Consider the following 24,784-nt stretch of genomic DNA (forward strand, 5'->3'; position numbering starts at 1 on the left):
AAGCTGCGATTATTTTGTGCGTCGATCAACTGTGGATAACTTATTCCACCGTCACCGACTTCGCCAGGTTACGCGGCTGATCCACATCCGTCCCTTTGAGCACCGCAACGTAGTACGACAGCAGTTGCAGCGGGATGGTGTAGAGAATCGGCGAGAGGATGTCGTGGATGTGCGGCATCTGCACGACGTGGGTGCCTTCGCCGTTGGTCATCCCGGCTTTCTCGTCGGCGAACACGATCAGTTCACCGCCACGGGCACGGACTTCCTGCAGGTTGGATTTGAGTTTCTCCAGCAGTTCGTTGTTCGGCGCCACCGTAACCACCGGCATGTCGTTATCCACAAGTGCCAGCGGGCCGTGTTTCAGCTCACCGGCCGGATAGGCTTCGGCGTGGATATAGGAGATTTCCTTGAGCTTCAAGGCACCTTCCATGGCCACCGGGAATTGCGCGCCACGGCCGAGGAACAGGGTGTGGTTTTTCTCGGCGAACAGCTCGGCGATTTTTTCCACCGTGCTGTCCATGGCCAGCGCTTCGCCGAGGCGGGTTGGCAGGCGACGCAGTTCTTCGACCAGAGTGGCTTCGACGCCTTTGGCCAAGGTACCGCGCACTTGTCCGAGCGACAGGGTCAGCAACAGCAAACCGACCAATTGCGTGGTGAAGGCTTTGGTCGAGGCTACACCGATTTCGCGGCCGGCCTGGGTCAACAGGGTCAGGTCGGATTCACGCACCAGCGAGCTGATGCCGACGTTGCAGATCGCCAGACTGGCGAGGAAGCCCAACTCCTTGGCGTTGCGCAGCGCTGCCAGGGTATCGGCAGTTTCACCAGACTGCGAGATGGTCACGAACAGGGTGTCCGGCTGTACTACCACTTTGCGGTAGCGGAACTCGCTGGCAACTTCGACCTGGCACGGGATGCCGGCCAGTTCTTCGAGCCAGTAACGAGCGACCATGCCGGCGTGGTAGCTGGTGCCACAGGCAACGATCTGGACGTTGCGCACTTTGGCGAACAGCTCGGCCGCTTGTGGGCCGAATGCCTGAACCAGCACTTGATCGTTACTCAGGCGACCTTCAAGGGTGCGTTGCACCACCGCTGGCTGCTCATGGATTTCCTTGAGCATGTAGTGGCGGAACTCACCTTTGTCGGCCGCTTCGGCACCATCGGTGTACTGCACGGTCTGGCGCTCGACGGCGTTGCCGTCGATATCCCAGATCTGCACGTTATCGCGGCGAATTTCGGCGATATCGCCTTCTTCGAGGTACATGAAGCGGTCAGTCACCTGACGCAGGGCCAGTTGGTCAGAGGCGAGGAAGTTTTCACCCAGACCCAGACCGATCACCAGTGGGCTGCCACTGCGCGCAGCCACTAGTCGATCAGGCTGCGCGGCATTGATCACCGCCAGACCGTAAGCGCCATGCAGTTCCTTGACGGTAGCCTTAAGGGCAACGGTCAGGTCTGGCTGGTCTTTGAGTTTGTGGCTGAGCAAGTGCGCGATGACTTCGGTATCGGTGTCCGAGGTGAACACGTAACCCAGTGCTTTCAGTTGTTCACGCAGGGCTTCATGGTTTTCGATGATGCCGTTGTGCACCACCGCGATATCGCCGGAGAAATGCGGGTGGGCGTTGCGCTCGCAGGGTGCGCCGTGGGTGGCCCAACGGGTGTGGGCAATACCGAGACGGCCGACCAGCGGGTGCTCGGCCAACGCGTTTTCCAATTCACTGACTTTGCCCGGGCGGCGCATGCGCTCGAGGGTTTCGTCGTTGGTGTAGACCGCCACACCGGCGCTGTCATAGCCGCGGTACTCAAGGCGCTTGAGGCCTTCGAGCAGGATGGCGGTGATATTACGTTCAGCAACTGCGCCGACAATTCCACACATGCTTATTTCTCCTGACTGACAGCCGCGCAAATCACGGTGATACCGCGGGCCTGAATCTGATCGCGTGCTTCTATAGACAGGCGATCATCGGTAATTAGGGTATGGACGCTGCTCCATGGCAGCTCCAGGTTGGGAATCTTGCGACCGATCTTGTCGGCCTCGACCATGACGATGACTTCACGCGCCACTTCAGCCATGACCCGGCTCAGGCCGAGCAACTCGTTGAACGTGGTGGTACCGCGCAACAGGTCGATGCCATCGGCGCCGATAAACAATTGATCGAAGTCGTAAGAGCGTAGTACTTGCTCGGCGACCTGGCCCTGAAAGGATTCCGAATGCGGATCCCAGGTGCCACCGGTCATCAACAGCACCGGCTCGTGCTCGAGTTCGCTCAAGGCGTTGGCGACGTGCAGGGAGTTGGTCATCACCACCAGACCCGGCTGCTGGCCGAGCTCGGGGATCATCGCGGCGGTGGTGCTGCCGCTGTCGATGATGATGCGCGCGTGCTCACGGATGCGCTTCACCGCTGCGCGAGCGATTGCTTGTTTGTATTTGGAAACGGTCTGGGCGGTTTCGGCGACCAGTTCCTGAGGCATGGTGATCGCCCCGCCGTAACGGCGCAGCAGCAGACCATGACTCTCAAGCGCGGCGAGATCCTTGCGAATCGTAACTTCGGAGGTTTCGAAACGCTTGGCCAATTTATCCACACTGACTTCGCCCTGCTCGTTGAGCAAGGCGAGAATGTTGTGGCGGCGCTGAGGTGTATTGCGTTTCGACATGGCGGCTTAAGTTTCGATTCGAAAGATAACGGAAGCAATCAAAACCTATCAGCAATAAATCGTCAAGCGGATGCTGGAAAAATATTCTGTGGATAAAAGCATCGCGGGCAAGCCCGCTCCCACATGGATTCGCTGTGCATTGAAGACCTTTGCTTCAACGCCAGTCCTGTGGGAGCGGGCTTGCCCGCGATAGCCATCGAACGGTCTGTGTATAACTCAGTTCTTTTTGATCTTCTCCGGCCGTTTCCAGCCATCGATGTTCTTCTGCCGTGCACGACCGACGGCCAATTGCGCGTTATCCACATTCTGCGTAATGGTCGATCCGGCAGCAGTGGTTGCACCGTCAGAGATATCCACAGGGGCTACCAACGAGTTATTGGAGCCAATGAACACGTCCGCTCCCAGCACGGTTTTCCACTTGTTGGCGCCATCGTAGTTGCAAGTGATGGTGCCGGCGCCAATGTTGGTACGTGCACCAATTTCGGCATCGCCCAAATAGGTCAGGTGACCAGCCTTCGCGCCCTCGCCCATGTGGGCGTTTTTCAGTTCAACAAAGTTACCCACATGGGCGCGCGCTTCCAGCACGGTGCCCGGACGCAGGCGAGCGAACGGACCGGCATCACTGCCCTCACCCATTACCGCGCCTTCGATGTGAGAGTTGGCCTTGATCACCACACCTTTGCGCAGTGTGCTGTCCTTGATCACGCAGTTCGGGCCAATGACCACGTCGTCTTCAATAACGACGTTGCCTTCGAGGATCACGTTGATATCGATCAGCACATCGCGACCAACAGTTACTTCGCCACGTACATCGAAACGCGCCGGGTCACGCAGGGTCACGCCCTGCGCCATCAGACGACCGCCAGCACGCAACTGGTAATGCCGCTCCAGCTCCGATAGCTGTTTGCGGTCATTGGCGCCCTGCACTTCCATCGGATCGTGCGGCTGTTCAGTGGCCACGACCAGACCATCGCTGACCGCCATCTCGATCACGTCGGTCAGGTAATACTCGCCCTGGGCATTGTTGTTCGACAAGCGGCTCATCCAGTCGGCCAGGCGATTGGCCGGCACGGCGAGGATGCCGGTGTTGCCTTCGGTGATTGCGCGCTGTGCTTCGCTGGCGTCTTTGTGCTCGACGATAGCCGCGACCTTGCCGTCGGCATCCCGCACGATTCGGCCATAGCCGGTCGGATCATCCAGCTCGACCGTCAGCAGGCCCATCTGGCCCGGGACGACATGCTTGAGCAAACGTTGCAGGGTTTCGACTTCGATCAACGGTACGTCACCGTAAAGGATCAGCACGGTGTCTGCGGTAATGAACGGCACCGCCTGGGCGGTCGCGTGACCGGTGCCCAATTGCTTGTCCTGCAGGACGAAATTCAGATCGTCTGCGGCCAGACGCTCACGCACCACATCGGCACCGTGGCCAATGACCACGTGGATGCGTTGTGGATCAAGTTGCCGGGCGCTGTGGATAACATGGCCCAACATGGAATTACCGGCAATCGGATGCAGAACCTTCGGAAGCGCCGAACGCATGCGAGTGCCTTGGCCGGCCGCGAGAATTACGATTTCGAGAGACATGACTGGCTACCAATCCTGGGTGGTCAGCAACTGCGACCGGGGTTGTAAATTCGGAAAAGAAAAAAGGGTAGCCGAGGCTACCCTTTTTTATCAATCGCACAACAAGTGGCTGACGGATTAACCGCCAAACTTCTTGCGGATCTGCTGGACGGTGCGCAGCTGAGCTGCAGCCTCGGCCAGACGTGCGGACGCAGCTCCGTAATCGAAATCTGCGCTCTTCTCATGCAGAGCAGCCTCGGCAGCCTTGAGAGCTGCTTGGGCCTGAGCTTCATCCAGGTCGGCGGCACGTTGCACGGTATCGGCAAGCACCTTGACCATGTTCGGCTGAACCTCGAGGAAACCACCGGAGATGTAGAACACCTCTGCTTCCCCGCCTTGCTTGATCAGGCGGATCGGACCTGGCTTCAGATTAGTGATCAGCGGCGCGTGACCCAGAGCGATACCAAGATCACCCAGTGCACCGTGCGCAATCACCATCTCGACCAGGCCGGAAAAGATTTCCCCTTCCGCGCTGACGATATCGCAATGGACTGTCATAGCCATCTGATTGCCTCAACCTAAATTAGCGCCCGTTGCCGGGCGCCGGGATTACAGTTTCTTGGCTTTCTCGATCGCTTCTTCGATGCCGCCAACCATGTAGAACGCTTGTTCTGGCAGGTGGTCGTAGTCACCGTTGAGGATGCCTTTGAAGCCAGCAATGGTGTCTTTCAGGGAAACGTATTTACCCGAAGCACCGGTGAAGACTTCAGCCACGAAGAACGGCTGCGACAAGAAGCGCTGGATCTTACGAGCACGGTTTACCAACTGCTTGTCGGCTTCCGACAGCTCGTCCATACCCAGGATCGCGATGATGTCCTTCAGCTCTTTGTAACGTTGCAGAACGTACTGAACGCCGCGAGCGGTGTCGTAGTGGTCCTGGCCGATTACGTTCGGATCCAGCTGGCGCGAGGTCGAATCCAGTGGATCTACTGCCGGGTAGATACCCAGGGAAGCGATGTCACGGGACAGAACGACGGTGGCGTCCAAGTGGGCGAAGGTGGTCGCTGGCGACGGGTCGGTCAAGTCATCCGCAGGTACGTATACCGCCTGGATCGAGGTGATCGAACCTTCCTTGGTCGAAGTGATACGTTCTTGCAGAACGCCCATCTCTTCAGCCAGGGTCGGCTGGTAACCTACTGCCGAAGGCATACGGCCCAGCAGTGCGGATACTTCAGTACCGGCCAGGGTGTAACGATAGATGTTGTCGACGAACAGCAGAACGTCGTTACCTTCGTCACGGAACTTCTCGGCCATGGTCAGGCCGGTCAGTGCTACGCGCAGACGGTTACCCGGCGGCTCGTTCATCTGACCGTAAACCAGTGCCACTTTGTCCAGAACGTTGGAATCCTTCATCTCGTGGTAGAAGTCGTTACCCTCACGAGTACGCTCACCCACACCGGCGAACACGGAATAACCGCTGTGCTCGATGGCGATGTTACGGATCAGTTCCATCATGTTTACGGTTTTGCCTACACCGGCACCACCGAACAGACCGACTTTACCGCCTTTGGCAAACGGGCAGACCAGGTCGATAACCTTGATGCCGGTTTCCAGCAGGTCGTTGCCGCCTGCCTGTTCAGCGAACGAAGGCGCTGGACGGTGAATGCCCCAACGCTCTTCGGTGTCGATCGGACCAGCTTCGTCGATCGGGTTACCGAGGACGTCCATGATCCGGCCCAGGGTCGCTTTACCGACCGGTACGGAGATGGCTGCGCCGGAATCGGTAACTTCCAGACCGCGCTTCAAGCCCTCGGTGGAACCCATCGCAATGGTGCGAACCACGCCGTCGCCCAGCTGTTGCTGAACTTCCAGAGTGGTTTCGGCCGCGCTCACTACTTTCAGCGCGTTGTAGATGCTCGGTACGCTGTCGCGTGGAAATTCCACGTCGATAACGGCGCCGATGATTTGAACGATACGTCCGCTACTCATAGCTGGATCCTCTGAATATTTGAACCGTTAAACCGCGGCAGCGCCGCCGACGATTTCCGAGATCTCTTGGGTGATCGCAGCCTGACGCGCCTTGTTGTAGATCAGCTGCAAATCGCTGATCAAATCACCGGCGTTGTCGGTAGCGTTCTTCATCGCGATCATCCGCGCAGCTTGTTCAGCCGCGTTGTTCTCGACCACCGCCTGGTAGACCTGCGACTCGACGTAACGGACCATCAAGCCGTCAAGCAGCTCTTTGGCATCCGGTTCGTAGAGATAGTCCCAGTGGTGCTTGAGATCCTGATCCGGGGTCGCCACCAGTGGAATCAACTGCTCCACGGTAGGCTGTTGCGTCATGGTGTTGATGAACTTGTTGGACACCACGGACAGGCGATCAATACGGCCGTCCAGGTAGGCATCCAGCATCACCTTGACGCTGCCGATCAGATCATTGATCGACGGCTCTTCACCCAGGTGGCTGATAGCTGCAACGACGTTACCGCCGAAGTTGCGGAAAAAGGCCGCACCCTTGCTACCAACGACACACAGATCAATCTCGACGCCGTTTTCGCGGTTTACCGCCATGTCCTTGACCAGGGCCTTGAACAGGTTGGTGTTCAAGCCGCCGCACAAACCACGGTCACTGCTCACGACGACATAACCGACGCGCTTGATTTCGCGGTCGATCATGAACGGGTGGCGGTATTCCGGGTTGGCGTTGGCCAGATGCCCAATTACCTGGCGGATACGCTCCGCATAAGGACGGCTAGCAGCCATGCGCATTTGTGCCTTGCGCATTTTGCTGACCGCCACTTTTTCCATGGCGCTGGTAATCTTTTGCGTGCTTTTGATGCTCGCAATCTTACTGCGAATCTCTTTTGCGCCTGCCATGTAACACCTATCAGGTTAGCAAGCGGGAGCCTCGCGGCTCCCGCTGCGGCTTACCAGGTTTGGGTGGCCTTGAACTTCTCGATACCGGCTTTCATGCCAGCGTCGATTTCGTCATTGAAGTCACCTTTAACGTTGATCTTGGCCATCAAATCGGCGTGATCGCGGTTGAAGAAAGCAATCAGCGCTTGTTCGAAGCTGCCGATCTTGGCGATTTCAATGTCAGTCAGGAACCCACGCTCAGCGGCATACAGCGACAGCGCCATGTCAGCGATCGACATTGGTGCGTATTGCTTCTGCTTCATCAGCTCGGTAACGCGCTGACCATGCTCAAGTTGCTTACGGGTCGCTTCGTCCAGGTCAGAAGCGAACTGGGCGAATGCCGCCAGTTCACGGTACTGAGCCAGGGCGGTACGGATACCACCGGACAGCTTCTTGATGATCTTGGTCTGAGCGGCACCACCCACACGGGATACCGAAACACCGGCGTTCACTGCTGGGCGGATGCCCGAGTTGAACATGGCCGATTCCAGGAAGATCTGACCGTCAGTGATGGAAATCACGTTGGTCGGAACGAACGCGGAAACGTCGCCAGCCTGGGTTTCGATGATCGGCAGTGCGGTCAGGGAACCGGTTTTGCCGGTCACTGCGCCGTTGGTGAACTTCTCTACGTATTCTTCCGAAACGCGGGATGCGCGCTCCAGCAGACGGGAGTGGAGATAGAACACGTCGCCTGGGTAAGCTTCACGGCCTGGTGGACGGCGCAGCAGCAGGGAAATCTGGCGGTAAGCCACTGCTTGCTTGGACAGATCGTCATAAACGATCAGCGCGTCTTCACCGCGGTCGCGGAAGAATTCACCCATGGTGCAACCGGAGTACGGTGCCAGGAATTGCAGCGCAGGAGATTCCGAAGCACTGGCAGCCACGATGATCGTGTTGGCCAGGGCGCCGTTTTCTTCCAGCTTGCGAACCACGTTGGCGATGGTCGATTGCTTCTGACCGATCGCTACGTAGACACAGAAAATGCCGCTGTCTTTCTGGTTGATGATCGCGTCGATCGCCAGAGCGGTTTTACCGATCTGACGGTCACCGATGATCAGCTCACGCTGGCCACGGCCGACAGGGATCATGGCATCGACAGCCTTGTAGCCAGTCTGTACAGGCTGGTCTACCGACTTACGCCAGATCACGCCCGGAGCAACTTTCTCGACCGCGTCGGTCTCGGTGTTGCCCAGTGGACCTTTGCCGTCAACAGGGTTACCCAGTGCGTCGACTACGCGACCCAGCAGTTCCTTACCAACAGGAACTTCGAGGATACGGCCGGTGCACTTGGCGCTCATGCCTTCAGCCAGAGACTGGTAGGAGCCCAATACAACGGCACCTACGGAGTCTTGCTCCAGGTTGAGGGCCATACCGTAGACGCCGCCCGGAAACTCGATCATCTCGCCGTACATGACGTCGGCCAGACCGTGAATCCGCACGATGCCGTCAGATACGCTGACGACAGTGCCTTCGTTACGGGCTTGGGAGGTCACATCGAGCTTGTCGATGCGGCCCTTGATAATTTCACTTATTTCGGAAGGATTGAGTTGCTGCATTGCTCTGCTGCCCCTTCAAACTCAAGATTTCAATGCTTCGGCAAGTTTCGCGATTTTTCCGCGAATCGAGCCATCGATAACCAGGTCGCCGGCGCGGATCACGACACCACCAATCAAGGCAGCGTCCTCCGCAACTTGCAGGCGCACTTCCCGGTTGAGTCGTGCACTGAGAACCTTGGCGAGTTTGTCTTGCTGTTCTTGGTTCAATGCAAATGCACTGGTTACTTCAACGTCTACCGATTTCTCTTGCTCGGCCTTGTACAGGTCGAACAGAGCGGCGATCTCCGGCAGAAGCGGGAGACGGTCGTTTTCGGCAACGACGTTGATGAAGTTCTGTGCCTTGGCATCAAACTTGTCGCCGCACACGTCAATGAACGTGGCGGCCTTTTCTGCGCTCGTCAGTCGCGGGGCCTTGAGCACGCGCTGCATGGTGTCGTCTTGCGACACCGCTGCTGCCAGGCCGAGCATGGCTGACCAATTGGCCAGTTGCTGGTGGGCCTGAGCGTGCTCGAAGGCCGCCTTAGCGTAAGGTCGGGCCAACGTGGTCAGTTCTGCCATGATCGCCCTCGCTTAGATTTCAGCAGCCAGTTGGTTAACCAGCTCTGCGTGCGCGTTTTGATCGATTGTGGCACCCAGGATCTTCTCGGCGCCGCCGACAGCCAGCAAGCCCACTTGGGCACGCAGCTTGTCTTTGACGCTGTTCAGTTCCTGTTCGATCTCGGCTTGAGCCTGAACCTTCACACGGTCAGCATCGACACGGGCCTTTTCAACGGCCTCTTCGACAATCTGGTTACCGCGTTTCTTGGCTTGCTCGATGATTTCAGCTGCCTGAGCTTTCGCTTCGCGCAGTTGCTGACCCGCTTTTTCTTGGGCCAACTCCAGGTCGCGAGCTGCACGGCTGGCAGCGTCCAGACCATCAGCGATCTTCTTTTGACGTTCGTGCAGAGCAGCGATGACCGGAGGCCATACATACTTCATGCAGAACAGTACAAAAATCAGGAACGCAACGGACTGGCCAATCAGGGTCGCATTAATGTTCACGCCAACACCTCGCAGTTACGTTGTCCATCACATCAAATTACTCGGAAGAATCCGGGTAATTAGCCAGCGATCTGACCAACGAACGGGTTCGCAAAGGTGAAGAACAGAGCGATACCAACACCGATCATGGTTACGGCGTCGAGCAGACCGGCAACGATGAACATTTTAACTTGCAGCATTGGAACCATTTCTGGCTGACGCGCTGCGCCTTCCAGGAACTTGCCGCCCAGCAGGCCGAAACCAATTGCGGTACCCAGTGCGCCCAGGCCGATCAACAGTGCAACAGCGATAGCGGTTAGACCAACTACAGTTTCCATCTTTCCTCCCGACTTTTACGTCGTATGGTTTAGGTTTTTTAGATTAAAGCGGTAAAACAAATCGTTTCAGGTGCCCTGTGAAGAGCCCCCTCCCGTTTGACCGGGAGGGACATCAGACTAGTCGAAACTGGTCTTAATGGTTTTCTTCGTGCGCCATCGACAGGTAGACGATGGTCAGCATCATGAAGATGAACGCCTGCAGCGTGATGATCAGGATGTGGAACACAGCCCACGCCCACTGCAGAACAACGCCCAGGCCGCTCAGCCAGAGCAGGCCGCTGCCGAACATCACAGCGATCAGGATGAACACCAGCTCGCCGGCATACATGTTGCCGAACAGACGCAGAGCCAGGGAGATCGGTTTGGCGATCAGGGTCACGAATTCCAGCAGGAAGTTCACCGGGATCAGCAGGGCTTGAACGAAGATGTTCTTGCTGCCGAACGGGTGCAGGGTCAGCTCGCCGATGAAGCCGCCGAGGCCCTTGACCTTGATGCTATAGAAAATGATCAGTGCGAAAACCGAGAACGCCATGCCCAGGGTCGCGTTCGGGTCGGTAGTCGACACGGCGCGGAACGGGATGTGGTGGTCGCCGGTGATCAGGATGGCCAACTGAGGAATCCAGTCGACCGGTACCAGGTCGACGGCGTTCATCAGGAACACCCAGACGAAGATGGTCAGTGCCAGCGGTGCAATCACCGGGCTACGGCCATGGAAGCTGTCTTTCACGCTGCCATCGACGAATTCGACCAATACTTCAACGAAGTTCTGCAAAGCACCTGGCTGACCCGAAGTCGCCTTTTTTGCCGCCATGCGGAAAAGAAGAACGAAGATCAGACCCAACGCGACCGACCAGCCGAGGGTATCGACGTGGAAAGCCCAGAAGCCCATTTCTTTGGCTTCTGCTGCGGTATGGGCAAAGCCCCAGCCGCCGTTAGGTAGCTGACCGAAGGTCAGGTTCTGCAAGTGGTGCTGGATATAGCCCGAAGCGGTTGTTTCTGCCATGGTTGCCTCAAACGCCCTAAGGTCTCGAAAGTCTTGTTCTCATCAGCAGGGGAGCGAACCAGCTGACCGACTGAGTCAGCACGAACGCGCCGAATACAGCTATCGGCGCCAGTGGCTTCACACCTGCAAACACCAGTGCGAAAAGCACTGCTGTCAAAATCAGTTTGCCTGCCTCGCCGGCATAAAAAGACCGGACGATGGACTGGGCTGCTCGGGCGCCGGAAAACCGAAATGCCTTGTGAGCGAAATAAACATTGGGCAGCAAGGCTATCAGGCCTCCGCAAAGTCCCGAGTATCCGGCAACGACTCCATGCCATTGCCAGAGCGCCAAAGCGGCAATGAGCAAAATGACAAATTGAGCCATCAACACCGGAAAAACCGCCAGGCGATGGAACGGCAGGCGGTTTGGCTTGCGGGTTTCCATCACGTTTGCTCTCCAATGGTCGGCTGCCAGAATTCAATAACTTGGCATAATTTGTGCCGACAAAATGCGCGCAGAGTATAGGGGCGGTTCTGCCCCTATTCAACTGTCAGGTAGTGATTTCCGACTGCGCGCTACATGAGGAAATGTTTCAGCGGATGTGTGCGAGCACACCCTGGAGCTCATCAAGGGAGTTGTAACCGATCACCAACTGCCCTTTTCCCTTCTTCCCGTGGCGGATCTGCACCGCAGAGCCTAGGCGCTCGGCCAGACGCTGTTCGAGACGAGCGATATCCGGATCGGGTTTTGTAGCCTCCACAGGCTCCGGTTTACCACTCAACCACTGGCGAACCAGTGCCTCGGTTTGGCGCACGGTGAGGCCGCGTGCGACAACATGTCGCGCCCCTTCCACCTGCTGATTGTCCGGCAGACCGAGCAAAGCACGCGCATGACCCATTTCCAGGTCACCGTGAGACAACATGGTCTTGATGACTTCCGGCAACGCAATAAGCCGCAACAGGTTAGCCACAGTGACACGGGACTTACCCACAGCCTCGGCGACTTGCTGCTGAGTCAGCTGGAATTCCTGCTGCAAACGCTGCAGGGCCACCGCTTCTTCAATCGGATTGAGGTCTTCGCGCTGAATGTTCTCGATCAGTGCAATGGCGATCGCGGTTTCATCCGGTACATCACGGACCATTGCCGGGATGGTTTCCTGCCCGGCTTGCTGGCTGGCGCGCCAGCGACGTTCACCGGCAATGATTTCAAAGCGCCCGCCACCGATCGGGCGAACCACGATCGGCTGCATGACGCCTTGCGCCTTGATCGACTGCGCCAGTTCTTCCAGCGCCTGCGGATCCATGTCCCGGCGTGGCTGGTACTTGCCGCGCTGGAGCAGATCCAGCGGCAAATGTTGCAGTTCACGCGTATCGGCTTGCGCGGCTTGTTCTTCCAGCGCGCTGACAGTCGGACCACTCAGCAGTGCATCCAGTCCACGTCCGAGACCTCGTTTCTTGACGGCCATGGGGATTCCTTAAGTTGCCTGAGCGGCGGCAATGCGTGAATTTTTGCGCTGACGACGAACCATTTCGCCCGCCAGGGCCAGATAGGCCAGCGCGCCGCGCGATTGCTTGTCGTACGCCAGTGCCGGCATGCCGTAGCTTGGCGCTTCGGCCAGGCGAATGTTGCGCGGGATCACTGTGTCGTAGAGCTGCTCGCCGAAGTGTTCCTTGAGCTGCGCCGAAACGTCGTTCATCAGGCTCAGGCGCGGGTCGTACATGGTCCGCAGCAAACCTTCGACTTTCAGGTTCGGGTTCAGCAGTTCGGCGATGCGCTTGATGTTATCCACAAGGTCGCTCAAACCTTCGAGCGCAAAGTACTCGCACTGCATGGGGATAATCACCCCGTCAGCGGCGACCAATGCGTTCAGCGTGAGCATCGACAGCGACGGCGGGCAGTCGATCAGAATGTAATCGTAGTTTTCGCGGATCGGCGCCAGCGCACTGCGCAGACGGCTTTCCTTCATCTGCATTTCCAGCAGAACCACTTCCGCGGCCGTCAGGTCGCGGTTGGCCGGCAGCAGTTGATAACCACCGTGCTCGGAATAGTGCATGGCCTGGGCCAGATCGCATTCGCCGATCAGCAGATCGTAGACGGAGTTTTCCAGACCGTGTTTATCCACACCGCTACCCATGGTGGCGTTGCCCTGTGGATCGAGATCGATCAACAGCACCCGGCGCTTGGTCGCGACGAGGGATGCTGCGAGGTTGATGCAGGTGGTGGTCTTGCCCACACCACCCTTTTGGTTCGCTATCGCGAATACCTTAGCCATTCTTGCTTGTGTTCCCAATCATGCCGTGCGGCGCAGTATCAGCAGATGGCGTTGGCCTTGGCAACCGGGTACGGCCAGGGCGTGTTCGCTATCGAGTTTGAAGTCTGCCGGCAATGCTACCAGCTCATCGGCCGGATGAACGCCCTTCATTGCCAGCCAGCGTGTATCGGCATCGCCGAGGTGGCGAGTCCAGTTAGTGAAGTTTTCCATGCTGCTGAACGCCCGGGAAATGATCCCGTTGAACGGCTGCGCAGGCTGGAAGGCTTCGACACGGCTGTGGATAACTTGCAGGTTATCCAGTTTGAGTTCGAGTTTGACCTGAGTCAGGAAGCGAGTTTTCTTGCCATTGCTGTCCAGACAGGTCACTTGCGAGTCTGGATACAGGATCGCCAACGGAATTCCCGGCATACCGCCGCCGCTGCCGACATCGAGCCAGCGACCGTTTTCGATGAACGACATTACGCTCAAGCTATCGAGCAAATGACGAGAAACCATTTCGTCCGGATCGCGCACAGCCGTCAGGTTGTAGGCCTGGTTCCATTTGATCAACAGGGCCAGATAACCCAACAGCAATTCGTGCTGGGTTTCACTGAGATTGACACCGAGCTCGCGGGCTCCTGTGGATAACTCTTCGGCGTGTTGCGAAGTGACCTTAGAACTCAAGCGCTTTGCTCCAACTGACGGCCCGCGCCGCGTTTTTTCAAATGAATCATCAACAGCGAAATTGCTGCCGGGGTCACACCCGGGATCCGCGAAGCCTGGCCGAGCGTCTCTGGTCGAGTCGCGCCGAGCTTGCTTTGGATCTCCTTGGAGAGACCGGAAATGTTGGTGTAATCGATATCCACAGGCAGTTTCGTGTCTTCGCTGGCGCGCAGACGGGCGATTTCGTCCTGTTGACGGTCGATGTACCCGGCGTACTTGGTCTTGATTTCAACCTGCTCGGCGACCTGTGGATCTTCGGCGCCGTTGCCAGTCACTTCGACCAGACCAGCGTAGTCGATTTCCGGACGGCTCAAGAGATTGAGCAAGTTGTATTCGTGGGTCAGCGGCGTGCCGAATTTTTCTGCAATCGCCTCGCCCTGCGGCGTGCCCGGGCGAACCCAGGTGCTTTTCAGGCGCTGTTCTTCCAGCTCGATGCTTTCGCGTTTCTTGCAGAAGGCTGCCCAACGCGCGTCATCGACCAAGCCGAGCTCGCGACCTTTTTCGGTCAAACGCAGGTCGGCGTTGTCCTCGCGCAGGATCAGGCGGTACTCGGCACGGGAAGTGAACATGCGGTACGGCTCTTGGGTGCCGAGGGTGATCAGGTCGTCGACCAACACGCCGATGTAGGCTTCATCGCGACGTGGGCACCACGCTTCTTTGCCTTTCGCACGCAGTGCAGCGTTGGCGCCAGCGAGCAAACCTTGGGCGCCCGCTTCTTCGTAACCGGTGGTGCCGTTGATTTGCCCGGCGAAGAACAGACCGCCGATGACTTTGGTTTCCAGGCTGTACTTCAGATCGCGCGGATCAAAGTAGTCGTACTCGATTGCGTAACCCGGACGCACGATGTGCGCGTTTTCCATGCCGCGAATCGACTGCACGATCTGCAATTGCACGTCGAACGGCAAGCTTGTGGATATCCCGTTCGGGTACAGCTCATGGGTGGTCAAACCTTCCGGTTCGATGAACACCTGGTGGCTTTCCTTGTCGGCGAAACGGTGAATCTTGTCTTCGATCGACGGGCAATAACGCGGGCCGATGCCTTCGATTTCACCGGCAGCGGAATACATCGGCGAACGATCGAGGTTCGCCGCGATGATTTCGTGGGTACGGGCGTTGGTGTGGGTAATCCAACAACTGACCTGGCGTGGATGCTGTTCTTTGTTGCCCATGAACGACATCACCGGGATCGGCGTATCCCCTGGCTGCTCGGTCATGACCGAGAAATCCACAGATTTGCCATCGATACGCGGTGGCGTACCGGTTTTCAGGCGACCGACACGCAATGGCAGTTCACGCAGACGGTGAGCCAGGGCGATCGACGGCGGATCTCCGGCGCGACCGCCGGAAAAATTCTGCAACCCGATGTGGATAAGTCCGCCGAGGAACGTACCGGTGGTCAACACCACGGAATCGGCGAAGAAACGCAGACCCATTTGGGTGACGACACCACGGACTTGTTCCTGCTCAACGATCAGGTCGTCAGCGGCTTGTTGAAATATCCACAGGTTCGGCTGGTTTTCCAGGATTTCACGGACAGCGGCCTTGTAAAGAATTCGGTCGGCTTGCGCACGGGTTGCTCGTACGGCCGGGCCTTTACGGCTGTTCAACACGCGAAACTGGATGCCGCCCAGATCGGTGGCGATGGCCATCGCGCCGCCGAGGGCGTCGATTTCCTTGACCAGATGGCTTTTGCCAATGCCACCAATGGCCGGGTTGCAACTCATGGCGCCGAGGGTTTCCACGTTATGCGTCAGCAACAGGGTTTTTGCCCCCATACGTGCTGAGGCCAGTGCTGCCTCGGTACCGGCATGACCGCCGCCGATGACGATCACTTCAAAACGGGAAGGGAAATCCACCACGCACCTCGTGCCTGCTTAAGTAGGTAATTCAGGAATAGTTTGAGATCAGGTTTATGGACCTGGTCGGCAAGTATAGGGACTTCGCCCTTCCTAAAGAACCCTTTGCACAAAATTTAACCAGCTGTGGAGAACTCGCGGTTAAAAGAATAAAAAAGAGAGAAATTTATAAAACCTTTGTTTTAAAGCTTATTCTTACTGAGCAAGCTTTCTGTGGATAGATTGCTACAGGCCTTTATATTCAATATGTACAGAGTTTCAAAACCCTGTGCCCATGTGGCCATGAGGGGTTTGGATAACCGGTGTAAGCCTGTGGATGAAAGGGGTGGTTATCCACAGAGGGGTTTATATCCAGTTTTCAAGCCCTGTTATCAACTGACCTCAGTGGCACTTATTCACAGGGCTTAATCCACAGAAAATCGATGAATCCACCTTTTTCGGGCACAAAAAAAACGCCACCCATTGCTGGATAGCGAACAGAAAACCCAAAACCAACCGATGGAGTGTTGTCAGAGGCCTATTGTGAGAGGACGTAACAGAGGCTAATAATAGCCATTATCATTAACTCGCCCTCTTCTCCTCATGTCCTTATCCATTCATAACGCTGCGATCGAGCAAATCTACGAGCAACACCATTCGTGGCTATATGGGTGGCTCAAGGGCAAATTGAATGACGCCTGCGATGCTGCCGATGTCGCGCACGACACGTTTGTGCGGATCCTTGCTGCGCGTAATGCCGCGCAGATTCGCGAACCTCGGGACTATCTGACCACCATTGCACGGGGCCTGGTCATTGATCGCTATAGAAGACAGGCCATCGAAGCGGCTTATCTGCAAGCCCTCGCATCTCGTCCCCAAGCCACAGCCATCAGCGAAGAAGACCGGGCGCTGATCATCGAGACGCTGGTCGCTGTGGATAAGGCCTTGACCGGCTTGGGTGCAAGAACCCGGCAGATCTTCATGCTCTCGCAGATCGATGGCCTGACTTATCAACAGATCGCCTTGCAGTTGAAAGTCTCGCTGACCACCGTGAAGAAACACATGATCCGCGCACTGACGGAATGTGCATTGATCATGGCGCAGCTGTGATGGCTATCGCCCCTGATCGCAAAGTCTTTGAAGCGGCTGCCGGTTGGTACGTGCAGTTTCAGTCACAGCCACCGACGCTTGCCGAACAACGGGCATGGCAGCTGTGGATAGATAGCGCTCCTGAACATCTGGCGGCCTGGAATCAGATGGAACGGTTGCAACGCCACCTCGGCACGCTGCCGCAGGATCTGAAGCGACGAGCGTTGAGCACCGGCCAGCAACGCCGCCAAGTGCTGAAGTTGATGGTGTTGGTGGCTGGCGCAGGTCTGGTTGGCTGGAATGTCCAGCAACACACCTCCCTGGGAAACGTCTGGGCCGACTATAAAACCCGCGTCGGTCAGAGACGTGACATCACGCTGGCCGATGGCAGTCAGATTCAACTGAATACCGATACGGCCATCGACGTGTCTTTCGATAGCAGGCAACGATTGATCCGTTTGCGCACTGGCGAAATCCTTATACAGACCGGAAAGCTCGGCGATCAGCGCCCCCTGTACGTCGAAACCCGCGATGGACGTATCCAAGCCTTGGGTACCCGGTTTTCTGTGCATCAGTTGTCGGGATCGACCCGAGTTGGCGTGCTTGAAGATCGGGTCAGCATTCAGCCTGGTGAAGAATTGGCTACCGCAAGAATATTGAAAGCCGGCGAAGGCGTGGATTTCGATCGTCAGCACATCAGCCGGATTCATTCCTTCAAGCCCGCAGAGGTGGCGTGGACCAATGGCCAACTGATCGTGCTCGATGCTCGTCTGGGCGATGTACTCGAAGAGTTGGGCCGCTATCGTCATGGCGTGTTGCAGTGCGATGAACGCGCTCGGGATTTACGCGTGTCTGGCACCTTCCGTCTCGATTCCACCGATGCGGTACTGGCAAACCTGCAGGCTTCAATGCCAATAAACGTGCGTTATTTCACCCGTTATTGGGTTTCGATCCGCCATAACGCCTGATCGAATAGACGCCTGTGGAAAAATAAATCGAAAACGGGGTTATCTTTTTTTGCCCTGACCCGGCCCTACAGGTAATCGCGATAAACGCGGCTCTTTGCCAACTTCAGGGCTTATCCACACATGCGTCTTCCCACGTTTCGTCAGCGTTTTTCCCACCACTGCATTGCCTATAGCTTACTGATGACCAGTGCCACGTCCTGCCTGGTGACCGGTAGCGCGTTCGCGGCGACGGCAACCCAGCGATACGCCATTGCCGCCGGACCGCTGGACAACGCCCTAAGCCAGTTTGCGTCGGCAGCGAACGTGATTCTGTCGTTCTCGCCGCAACAGACCAGTTACCTGCGCAGCCCTGGACTGAGTGGCAATTTCTCCGTGGAACAGGGTTTCGCCCAACTGCTGCAAGGTTCCGGTCTGCAAGCCGTGCCACAAGCAGCGGGCAGTTACATTCTGCAGGCACTGCCGACCGGCGATTCGCTGGAATTGGCGCCGACCAACATCAATGGCCAGTTGGCCAACTCGATGAATCTGGATTACTCCGCCGATGTTGGCTACAAGGCGCAGAACAGCCGGATCGGTACGAAAACCAGCACACCGTTGTCGGAAACGCCGCGTTCGGTGTCGGTGGTTACCGCGCAACGGATGAAAGATCAGAAATCTCAGACGCTGACCGAAGTACTTGGCTACGTTCCTGGGATCTTTGCCCCACCGTTTGCCGCCGGCGACAGTCTGGCCGGCGATCTGTTTTTCATTCGCGGTTTCAACGCCACCGATTACGGCTACGGCCTGCTGCGCGATGGACTACGCGTGCAGGGCAACCGCTATGACACCAGCACCGAGCCATATGGGCTGGAGCGGGTCGAGGTTTTCCGCGGCCCGTCTTCACTGCTCTACGGTGAAAACGCGCCGGGCGGTCTGGTCAATCTGGTGAGCAAGCGTCCGACAGCCGACCCTCAGGGCGAAGTGCAATTGGGGTATGGCTCGAATAATCGCCGGCAGATGGGGGTCGATGTCTCCGGACCTCTCAACGACAGCGGCAGTGTCCTTGGTCGGGTGGTGATGCTCGGGCGCAAGTCCGACACTCAGACCGATCATGTACCGGACGATCGTATCTACATTGCCCCGTCGCTGACGCTGAATTTCGACGACTTCAACACTTTGACCTTGCTGGCCAACTACCAGAAGGATCACACCAACATGGAACTCGGCCTGCCGGCCGCGGGTACTTTGTTGAGCAATCCCAACGGCAAGTTATCCAAAGACACCATGCTCGGTGATCCGGACTGGAATACCTTCGAGCGCGAAACCTGGAGCACCGGTTACGAGTTCAGCCATTCCTTCAACGACGACTGGCAGTTCCGCCAGAACTCGCGCTACATGCAGTCGCGCATCACCCGCCATGAAACCTGGCCGGGCAACCTAAACAACGCCGGGTTCGGAACGCGGTTGAACATGACCGCTTACGATCGCTTCAACAAATCCATGGTGTATTCGCTGGATAACCAGCTGGAAGGCAAATTCCAGGTCGGCGGTCTGGAGAACACTGTGCTGTTCGGTGCCAGCTATGACCGCACGTCGTTCAATCAGGACTGGAACGCCGGCATCGTCGGACCGATTGATATCTACAATCCGGTTTATCTTCGCGATCCAACCACCCCGATCGCGGTACAAAACACCCTGCTTGAGCAGCAGATGAAAGGTGTTTATGCACAGATCCAGAGCAAGTATGACCACTGGCTGTTCCTGCTCGGCGGCCGTCAGGATTGGGTCGACAGTGATTTTCGCGACAAAGTGGCCAAGGGCAGCAACATCAGCTCCGAGGACAAGAAGTTCACCTATCAGGGCGGCGTGATGTACCAGTTCGACAACGGTATGACGCCGTATGTCAGCTACTCGACCTCGTTCGTGCCGGTGCAGCAGATCTCCAATGCCGGCGCGCCGCTTGATCCCATCACCAGCAGCCAGTACGAAGTAGGCCTTAAGTACGAGCCGATCGGCTGGGATACCGCGTTCACTGCTTCGGTGTATGACCTGCGTAAAAAGGACGACACCTACTTCGACTCGACGACAGCGACCTATCGCCAGGTCGGCGAAAGCCGTTCCAAAGGTGTAGAGCTGGAACTGAACAGCAACCTGACCCAGAACCTCAATGTCACCGCTGCTTACACCTACACTGACGCGCGGATCACCAAGGATGCCGCGACGTCACTGGTCAAAGGTCGTCAAATGACCGGCGTGCCGCGTAATCAGGCTTCGGTCTGGGCCAAGTACCGCTTCCTCGATGGCGATCTGAAAGGTTTGTACGTTGGCGGTGGTGTGCGTTACTTCGACAGTGCCTTCGCTTACACCTCGCCTTCGTTATACGGAAAGCTGGATGCCGGCGACGTCACCTTGGTGGATGCGGCGATCGGTTATCAGATCGACACTCACTGGAGCGTCGACTTGAACGCGAAAAATCTTTTCGACAAGGAATATGTCTCGGGATGCAACGACGCCGGCCGCTGCTATTGGGGTGAAGACCGTACGCTGCTCGGCACGGTTTCCTACAACTGGTAAAACGAAAAAGGGTCTGTGGACAACTTATCCACAGACCCTTTGGTCATTTTCCGATGCAGAAGCTGGAAAAGATTCTTCCCAACAAGTCGTCCGAGCTAAAGGCCCCGGTGATTTCCCCCAGCGAATGCTGAGCCTGGCGCAAATCTTCGGCGAGCAATTCACCCGCGCCAGCCAAAGTCAGTTGTGCGCGGCCGTGTTCCAGCGCCGCACTGGCGTGACGCAAGGCTTCCAGGTGTCGGCGTCGAGCACTGAAACTGCTTTCCGACGTTTGCTCGTAACCCATGCAGGCTTTGAGGTGATCGCGCAGCAGTTCCAGACCATCGCCTGCCGATTTCGCGCTCAGGCTGATGGTCACATGACCGTCATCACTGACTTCCAGAGCAATTGCTTCACCGGTCAGATCGGCCTTGTTACGAATCAGAGTGACCTTCGCCGGGTCTGGGCGGATTTCGAGGAACTCCGGCCACAAGGCAAACGGGTCCAACGCTTCCGGGGCGGTGGCATCGACGACCAGCAGTACCCGATCGGCTTCACCAATGGCTTTCAATGCACGCTCGACACCGATCTTTTCCACATGATCATCGGTATCGCGCAGGCCTGCGGTATCCACAACATGCAACGGCATGCCGTCGATGTGTATATGTTCACGCAGGATATCCCGCGTGGTGCCGGCAATCTCGGTGACGATGGCGGCTTCGCGACCGGCCAACGCGTTCAGCAGACTGGACTTGCCGGCGTTCGGACGACCGGCAATCACCACGGTCATGCCGTCACGCAACAAGGCACCCTGCCCGGCTTCGCGCAGCACTGTGGATAATTCATCGCGCACCTTGTCGAGCATGCTCAATACATGGCCGTCGGCGAGGAAGTCGATTTCTTCTTCCGGAAAGTCGATGGCGGCTTCGACGTAGATGCGCAGACCAATCAGTTGCTCGGTCAAGTTATGCACACGCTGGGAGAACGCACCTTGCAAGGAACGCAGGGCATTGCGCGCCGCCTGTGCAGAACTTGCCTCGATCAAGTCGGCGATCGCCTCGGCCTGGGCCAGGTCGAGTTTGTCATTGAGGAAGGCGCGTTCGCTGAATTCCCCCGGGCGAGCCAAACGGCAGCCCAATTCCAGGCAACGCTTGAGCAACATGTCCAGAACGATCGGGCCACCGTGGCCCTGCAGTTCCAGCACGTCTTCACCAGTGAACGAGTTCGGCCCCGGGAAATACAGTGCCAGACCTTCATCCAGCACTTGCTGGTCATCACTGAAAAACGGGCCGTAATGGGCGTAACGCGGTTTCAGTTCGCGGCCGCTGATGGCTTTGGCCGCGACACTGGCCAACGGCCCGGAAATACGGACGATGCCGACACCGCCGCGACCTTGGGCGGTGGCAACAGCGGCGATGGTTTCACGAGGTGTGCTCATAAACCGGTATCCAGACAAAAGTGGCAGATAGCAAAACGCCCCACTAGGGGGCGTTTTGAGTGGTGTTATCCACAGTGCAAGTTACGCCTCGGCTTTTTTCGTCGCCGCTTCGATCTTACGCGTGATGTACCACTGTTGTGCAATCGACAGGCAGTTGTTCACAACCCAGTACAGCACCAGACCTGCCGGGAACCACAAGAAGAAGAAGGTGAAGATGATTGGCATCATTTTCATGACCTTCGCCTGCATCGGATCCGGCGGAGTCGGGTTCAGCTGCTGCTGGATGAACATGGTTGCGCCCATGATGATCGGCAGAATGAAGAACGGATCCTTGATCGACAGGTCAGTGATCCACAGCATGAACGGTGCCTGACGCATTTCCACGCTTTCCAGCAGAACCCAGTACAGCGAAAGGAAAACCGGCATCTGCACGAGGATCGGCAAGCAGCCGCCCAGCGGATTGATCTTCTCTTTCTTGTACAGTTCCATCATGGCTTGCGACATTTTCTGCCGGTCATCGCCATGTTGCTCTTTCAGCGCAGCCAGTTTCGGCGCAACGGCACGCATGCGCGCCATCGATTTGTAGCTAGCGGCCGACAGAGGGAAGAAAAGACCCTTGATCAGCATGGTCAGGAAGATGATCGACCAGCCCCAGTTACCCACAATCGCGTGGATGTGTTGCAACAGCCAGAAGATTGGCTGGGCAATGAACCACAGGATGCCGTAGTCGACGGTCAGTTCCAGACCTGGGGACAACTCTTTCAGCACAGCCTGGCTTTTCGGACCGGCGTACAGCACAGCGCTGGTTTCAACTTTGGCACCCGGAGCAGCGGTCAGTGTAGGACCGGTGTAACCGATGATGTAGTTGCCTTTACTGTCTTTACGGGTCTGGACGATGTTGTTTTCGCCCTTGGCCGGAATCCACGCAGTCACGAAGTAGTGTTGCAGCCACGCTACCCAACCACCGGTGACGGTTTCTTTCAGTTGGGCCTTGTCCATGTCCTTCATCGACACTTTCTTGTACGGCTCCGAACTTGTCCACAGGGCGGCGCCTAGGTAAGTCGCGGTACCAGTAGCGGTTGTGGACGAAGGATCAGCGCTGTTATCACGCTTCAACTGGGCGAACATCGCGCCATTCCAGGGCTGAGCGCTCTGGTTATCCACAATGTAGGAAACGGCTACGTCATACAGGCCGCGCTTCAGGGTGAAACGCTTGATGTAATTGACGCCGTCCTTGCTGAATTTCAGGTCAACGACGAGTTGATCCTGACCGTCAGCCAGTTGATAAGTCTTCTTCTCCGAAGAGTAAACCGGACGACCGGCCGGATTTGCGTCCGGGCCGTTGGTACCGATCAGACCGCTTTGTGCCAGATAAACACGCTCGCCGCCGTTATCGAACAGCTGGAACGGAACATCAGGACGATCCTGACGACGTGGATACAAAGGCAAGGTCAGTTGAGCAACATCGCCACCTTGTGGATCGATCGCGAGATCGAGCACGTCGGTTTTGATCTGGATCAGATCCTTGCTGGCGGCCACCGGAGTTTCGGCAGGTGCGCTGGTATCGCTAGCGGCGCGCGGAATATCGTCACTGGCGGCAGCATTATTGCCAGTGGCGGTGTCCGGCAAACCGGATGTAGTCGTACTGGAAGCAACATTCTGAGTCGGCAGGGCAGCCTGGCCATAGTCCTGGTTCCATTTAAGAACCATAACGTAGGACACGATTGCCAGGGCGACGATCAGGATCGTGCGTTTGATATCCATGATTACTCGGCCATCGAAGAAGAACGGGAGGTAGGGATAGGTGGAACCGGGTCATAACCACCGGGATTCCACGGATGACAGCGACCTAAACGACGAAAGGTCAGCCAGCCACCGCGCAGAAGGCCATGATTTTCGATGGCTTCATACGCGTAGCAAGAACAACTGGGGTAGAAACGACAGTGGCTGGCCATCAAAGGACTAATGGCATAGCGATAAAACTGGATCGGAACGAGTGCCAGTTTACGCATCTGGACTGTCTACCCCTACAGTTTCGGTTTTGACTGCTGGAACGGGCTTGTTACGGGCCAGTCGCTTCCAGAGTTTGCCGAAATGCTGAATCAATTCGGGGTTTTCTACATCACCCAAACCTTTGCGCGCGACGATAACGATATCCCAGCCGACCAGTGAATCCTGGTGCAGACGGAATGATTCGCGCATCAGACGTTTGAGGCGATTTCGCTCAACGGAGAGCTTGACGCTCTTTTTCCCGATAACCAGCCCGAGACGGGGGTGATCGAGATCGTTGTTGCGTGCAAGGAGCAGGAGATTTTTCCCCGGAACCTTGCCGGTAGGGGAGTCAAAGACTGCCTTGAAATGCCGGGGAGTAAGCAGACGCTTTTCCCGACTGAAGTCCTGACTCACCTCCAGTACCGGATTATCAAACTGCCAGACGCGCACGACCTTTGGCGCGACGACGCGACAGGACTGCGCGGCCGTTCTTGGTAGCCATGCGAGCACGGAAACCGTGGGTACGAGCGCGTTTGATAGTGCTTGGTTGGAAAGTACGTTTCATGTCGTGTTACCTGGTTCGTCCACAACGGGCCGGAATGGCCCCCGTTTTAAGAGACCGGGGATTCTAGAGAAAGCAAGCCTTCAGGTCAATTTCCAACCAGCGTTTCCTTATAAATAGATCTTCGGGGCTTCTTTGGCTGAAAGCCTGTTCGCCATACATAAAAATAAAGAAGGGAATTATTTAAAGCTTTTCTGTAAAGCTTATAAAAGCTAGGCACGGCATCATCTGTGGATAAGTGCCATGGGGCCTTATTTTTCGCGATGTACAGAGAATGACAACTACAGTGGAAAACCGTGTTCAGCCTGTGCTGCGCTATCGGATAACCTGTGTGTGGAATGGCCTGTTATCCACAGGCAGGTTATCCAC

24 protein-coding genes are annotated in these 24,784 nt (G+C 56.9%); 3 read left to right on the forward strand and 21 right to left on the reverse strand.

What is annotated here, in order from left to right:
• Nucleotides 1-40 precede the first annotated feature (40 nt).
• The 16 genes from glmS to mnmG form a co-directional block, all read right to left on the reverse strand.
• Nucleotides 41-1,873 (reverse strand): glutamine--fructose-6-phosphate transaminase (isomerizing), encoded by a 1,833-nt coding sequence (gene glmS, locus ACVVH8_RS30060; RefSeq protein ID WP_103302846.1) that lies wholly within the window; start codon nucleotides 1,871-1,873, stop codon nucleotides 41-43.
• Between the two features lie 2 nt (nucleotides 1,874-1,875).
• Nucleotides 1,876-2,652 carry a DeoR/GlpR family DNA-binding transcription regulator gene (locus ACVVH8_RS30065; protein ID WP_475227860.1) on the reverse strand — a complete coding sequence of 259 codons (777 nt, stop codon included), beginning with the start codon at nucleotides 2,650-2,652 and terminating at the stop codon, nucleotides 1,876-1,878.
• 216 nt (nucleotides 2,653-2,868) lie between these two features.
• Entirely contained in the window at nucleotides 2,869-4,236 is a 1,368-nt protein-coding gene (gene glmU, locus ACVVH8_RS30070; RefSeq protein WP_475227862.1) for a bifunctional UDP-N-acetylglucosamine diphosphorylase/glucosamine-1-phosphate N-acetyltransferase GlmU, read from the reverse strand.
• Nucleotides 4,237-4,353: 117 nt separating this feature from the next.
• A complete protein-coding gene (locus ACVVH8_RS30075) occupies nucleotides 4,354-4,779 on the reverse strand; it encodes a F0F1 ATP synthase subunit epsilon (protein WP_007954164.1) in 426 nt (141 codons plus the stop codon).
• A 45-nt stretch (nucleotides 4,780-4,824) separates the two neighbouring features.
• A complete protein-coding gene (gene atpD / locus ACVVH8_RS30080; RefSeq protein WP_007911961.1) occupies nucleotides 4,825-6,204 on the reverse strand; it encodes a F0F1 ATP synthase subunit beta in 1,380 nt (459 codons plus the stop codon).
• Between the two features lie 27 nt (nucleotides 6,205-6,231).
• The gene (gene atpG / locus ACVVH8_RS30085) at nucleotides 6,232-7,092 is read right to left on the reverse strand and encodes a F0F1 ATP synthase subunit gamma (protein ID WP_007911960.1); all 861 of its coding nucleotides are present in this window, start codon (nucleotides 7,090-7,092) and stop codon (nucleotides 6,232-6,234) included.
• A 50-nt stretch (nucleotides 7,093-7,142) separates the two neighbouring features.
• Complete coding sequence (atpA, locus tag ACVVH8_RS30090) at nucleotides 7,143-8,687, reverse strand: F0F1 ATP synthase subunit alpha (protein WP_103302851.1); 1,545 nt, start codon at nucleotides 8,685-8,687, stop codon at nucleotides 7,143-7,145.
• Between the two features lie 21 nt (nucleotides 8,688-8,708).
• A complete protein-coding gene (locus ACVVH8_RS30095; protein WP_007911956.1) occupies nucleotides 8,709-9,245 on the reverse strand; it encodes a F0F1 ATP synthase subunit delta in 537 nt (178 codons plus the stop codon).
• A gap of 12 nt (nucleotides 9,246-9,257) precedes the next feature.
• Complete coding sequence (locus tag ACVVH8_RS30100) at nucleotides 9,258-9,728, reverse strand: F0F1 ATP synthase subunit B (RefSeq protein ID WP_003229781.1); 471 nt, start codon at nucleotides 9,726-9,728, stop codon at nucleotides 9,258-9,260.
• Nucleotides 9,729-9,787: 59 nt separating this feature from the next.
• Nucleotides 9,788-10,045, reverse strand: a complete 258-nt coding sequence (atpE, locus tag ACVVH8_RS30105; protein WP_003097235.1) for a F0F1 ATP synthase subunit C — start codon at nucleotides 10,043-10,045, stop codon at nucleotides 9,788-9,790.
• A gap of 133 nt (nucleotides 10,046-10,178) precedes the next feature.
• Nucleotides 10,179-11,048, reverse strand: a complete 870-nt coding sequence (gene atpB / locus ACVVH8_RS30110) for a F0F1 ATP synthase subunit A (protein ID WP_034152183.1) — start codon at nucleotides 11,046-11,048, stop codon at nucleotides 10,179-10,181.
• A 16-nt stretch (nucleotides 11,049-11,064) separates the two neighbouring features.
• A complete protein-coding gene (locus ACVVH8_RS30115; protein ID WP_003229783.1) occupies nucleotides 11,065-11,472 on the reverse strand; it encodes a F0F1 ATP synthase subunit I in 408 nt (135 codons plus the stop codon).
• A 148-nt stretch (nucleotides 11,473-11,620) separates the two neighbouring features.
• The gene (locus tag ACVVH8_RS30120) at nucleotides 11,621-12,493 is read right to left on the reverse strand and encodes a ParB/RepB/Spo0J family partition protein (protein WP_042607989.1); all 873 of its coding nucleotides are present in this window, start codon (nucleotides 12,491-12,493) and stop codon (nucleotides 11,621-11,623) included.
• Nucleotides 12,494-12,502: 9 nt separating this feature from the next.
• Nucleotides 12,503-13,300 carry a ParA family protein gene (locus ACVVH8_RS30125; RefSeq protein WP_007911909.1) on the reverse strand — a complete coding sequence of 266 codons (798 nt, stop codon included), beginning with the start codon at nucleotides 13,298-13,300 and terminating at the stop codon, nucleotides 12,503-12,505.
• A gap of 18 nt (nucleotides 13,301-13,318) precedes the next feature.
• Nucleotides 13,319-13,963: a 16S rRNA (guanine(527)-N(7))-methyltransferase RsmG gene (rsmG, locus tag ACVVH8_RS30130; protein WP_103302854.1), complete on the reverse strand. Its 645-nt coding sequence runs from the start codon at nucleotides 13,961-13,963 to the stop codon at nucleotides 13,319-13,321.
• A complete protein-coding gene (mnmG, locus tag ACVVH8_RS30135) occupies nucleotides 13,960-15,858 on the reverse strand; it encodes a tRNA uridine-5-carboxymethylaminomethyl(34) synthesis enzyme MnmG (protein ID WP_213027085.1) in 1,899 nt (632 codons plus the stop codon). The genes rsmG and mnmG overlap by 4 nt, the downstream gene beginning before the upstream one ends.
• A 582-nt stretch (nucleotides 15,859-16,440) precedes the next feature.
• Here mnmG and ACVVH8_RS30140 point away from each other — a divergent pair.
• The 3 genes from ACVVH8_RS30140 (at nucleotide 16,441) to ACVVH8_RS30150 (ending at nucleotide 20,447) form a co-directional block, all read left to right on the forward strand.
• A complete protein-coding gene (locus ACVVH8_RS30140) occupies nucleotides 16,441-16,947 on the forward strand; it encodes a sigma-70 family RNA polymerase sigma factor (protein WP_103302859.1) in 507 nt (168 codons plus the stop codon).
• Nucleotides 16,947-17,894, forward strand: coding sequence for a FecR domain-containing protein (locus tag ACVVH8_RS30145; RefSeq protein WP_401304250.1), 948 nt, complete (start codon nucleotides 16,947-16,949; stop codon nucleotides 17,892-17,894). The genes ACVVH8_RS30140 and ACVVH8_RS30145 overlap by 1 nt, the downstream gene beginning before the upstream one ends.
• Nucleotides 17,895-18,014: 120 nt before the next feature.
• Entirely contained in the window at nucleotides 18,015-20,447 is a 2,433-nt protein-coding gene (locus tag ACVVH8_RS30150) for a TonB-dependent siderophore receptor (protein ID WP_475227864.1), read from the forward strand.
• A 43-nt stretch (nucleotides 20,448-20,490) separates the two neighbouring features.
• Here the strand turns inward: ACVVH8_RS30150 and mnmE are convergent, their stop codons facing one another.
• From mnmE to rpmH, 5 genes are all read right to left on the reverse strand, one after another.
• A complete protein-coding gene (mnmE, locus tag ACVVH8_RS30155) occupies nucleotides 20,491-21,861 on the reverse strand; it encodes a tRNA uridine-5-carboxymethylaminomethyl(34) synthesis GTPase MnmE (RefSeq protein ID WP_103302864.1) in 1,371 nt (456 codons plus the stop codon).
• Nucleotides 21,862-21,942: 81 nt separating this feature from the next.
• The gene (yidC, locus tag ACVVH8_RS30160) at nucleotides 21,943-23,625 is read right to left on the reverse strand and encodes a membrane protein insertase YidC (protein WP_103302866.1); all 1,683 of its coding nucleotides are present in this window, start codon (nucleotides 23,623-23,625) and stop codon (nucleotides 21,943-21,945) included.
• Between the two features lie 2 nt (nucleotides 23,626-23,627).
• Complete coding sequence (gene yidD, locus ACVVH8_RS30165) at nucleotides 23,628-23,873, reverse strand: membrane protein insertion efficiency factor YidD (RefSeq protein ID WP_010465488.1); 246 nt, start codon at nucleotides 23,871-23,873, stop codon at nucleotides 23,628-23,630.
• A complete protein-coding gene (gene rnpA / locus ACVVH8_RS30170; protein WP_011336726.1) occupies nucleotides 23,866-24,267 on the reverse strand; it encodes a ribonuclease P protein component in 402 nt (133 codons plus the stop codon). The genes yidD and rnpA overlap by 8 nt, the downstream gene beginning before the upstream one ends.
• A gap of 16 nt (nucleotides 24,268-24,283) precedes the next feature.
• Nucleotides 24,284-24,418, reverse strand: a complete 135-nt coding sequence (rpmH, locus tag ACVVH8_RS30175; RefSeq protein ID WP_003213577.1) for a 50S ribosomal protein L34 — start codon at nucleotides 24,416-24,418, stop codon at nucleotides 24,284-24,286.
• Nucleotides 24,419-24,784: the final 366 nt, after the last annotated feature.

It is taken from the genome of Pseudomonas trutticola BRTCR10 (assembly GCF_056155105.1).

Bases quoted from the DNA above. Each gene is read 5' to 3' on its own strand.
- glmS (WP_103302846.1), bottom strand. From the start codon at position 1,873: ATGTGTGGAATTGTCGGCGCAGTTGCTGAACGTAATATCACCGCCATC.
- ACVVH8_RS30065 (WP_475227860.1), bottom strand. From the start codon at position 2,652: ATGTCGAAACGCAATACACCTCAGCGCCGCCACAACATTCTCGCCTTG.
- glmU (WP_475227862.1), bottom strand. From the start codon at position 4,236: ATGTCTCTCGAAATCGTAATTCTCGCGGCCGGCCAAGGCACTCGCATG.
- ACVVH8_RS30075 (WP_007954164.1), bottom strand. From the start codon at position 4,779: ATGGCTATGACAGTCCATTGCGATATCGTCAGCGCGGAAGGGGAAATC.
- atpD (WP_007911961.1), bottom strand. From the start codon at position 6,204: ATGAGTAGCGGACGTATCGTTCAAATCATCGGCGCCGTTATCGACGTG.
- atpG (WP_007911960.1), bottom strand. From the start codon at position 7,092: ATGGCAGGCGCAAAAGAGATTCGCAGTAAGATTGCGAGCATCAAAAGC.
- atpA (WP_103302851.1), bottom strand. From the start codon at position 8,687: ATGCAGCAACTCAATCCTTCCGAAATAAGTGAAATTATCAAGGGCCGC.
- ACVVH8_RS30095 (WP_007911956.1), bottom strand. From the start codon at position 9,245: ATGGCAGAACTGACCACGTTGGCCCGACCTTACGCTAAGGCGGCCTTC.
- atpE (WP_003097235.1), bottom strand. From the start codon at position 10,045: ATGGAAACTGTAGTTGGTCTAACCGCTATCGCTGTTGCACTGTTGATC.
- atpB (WP_034152183.1), bottom strand. From the start codon at position 11,048: ATGGCAGAAACAACCGCTTCGGGCTATATCCAGCACCACTTGCAGAAC.
- ACVVH8_RS30115 (WP_003229783.1), bottom strand. From the start codon at position 11,472: ATGGAAACCCGCAAGCCAAACCGCCTGCCGTTCCATCGCCTGGCGGTT.
- ACVVH8_RS30120 (WP_042607989.1), bottom strand. From the start codon at position 12,493: ATGGCCGTCAAGAAACGAGGTCTCGGACGTGGACTGGATGCACTGCTG.
- ACVVH8_RS30125 (WP_007911909.1), bottom strand. From the start codon at position 13,300: ATGGCTAAGGTATTCGCGATAGCGAACCAAAAGGGTGGTGTGGGCAAG.
- ACVVH8_RS30140 (WP_103302859.1), top strand. From the start codon at position 16,441: ATGTCCTTATCCATTCATAACGCTGCGATCGAGCAAATCTACGAGCAA.
- ACVVH8_RS30145 (WP_401304250.1), top strand. From the start codon at position 16,947: ATGGCTATCGCCCCTGATCGCAAAGTCTTTGAAGCGGCTGCCGGTTGG.
- ACVVH8_RS30150 (WP_475227864.1), top strand. From the start codon at position 18,015: ATGCGTCTTCCCACGTTTCGTCAGCGTTTTTCCCACCACTGCATTGCC.
- mnmE (WP_103302864.1), bottom strand. From the start codon at position 21,861: ATGAGCACACCTCGTGAAACCATCGCCGCTGTTGCCACCGCCCAAGGT.
- yidC (WP_103302866.1), bottom strand. From the start codon at position 23,625: ATGGATATCAAACGCACGATCCTGATCGTCGCCCTGGCAATCGTGTCC.
- yidD (WP_010465488.1), bottom strand. From the start codon at position 23,873: ATGCGTAAACTGGCACTCGTTCCGATCCAGTTTTATCGCTATGCCATT.
- rpmH (WP_003213577.1), bottom strand. From the start codon at position 24,418: ATGAAACGTACTTTCCAACCAAGCACTATCAAACGCGCTCGTACCCAC.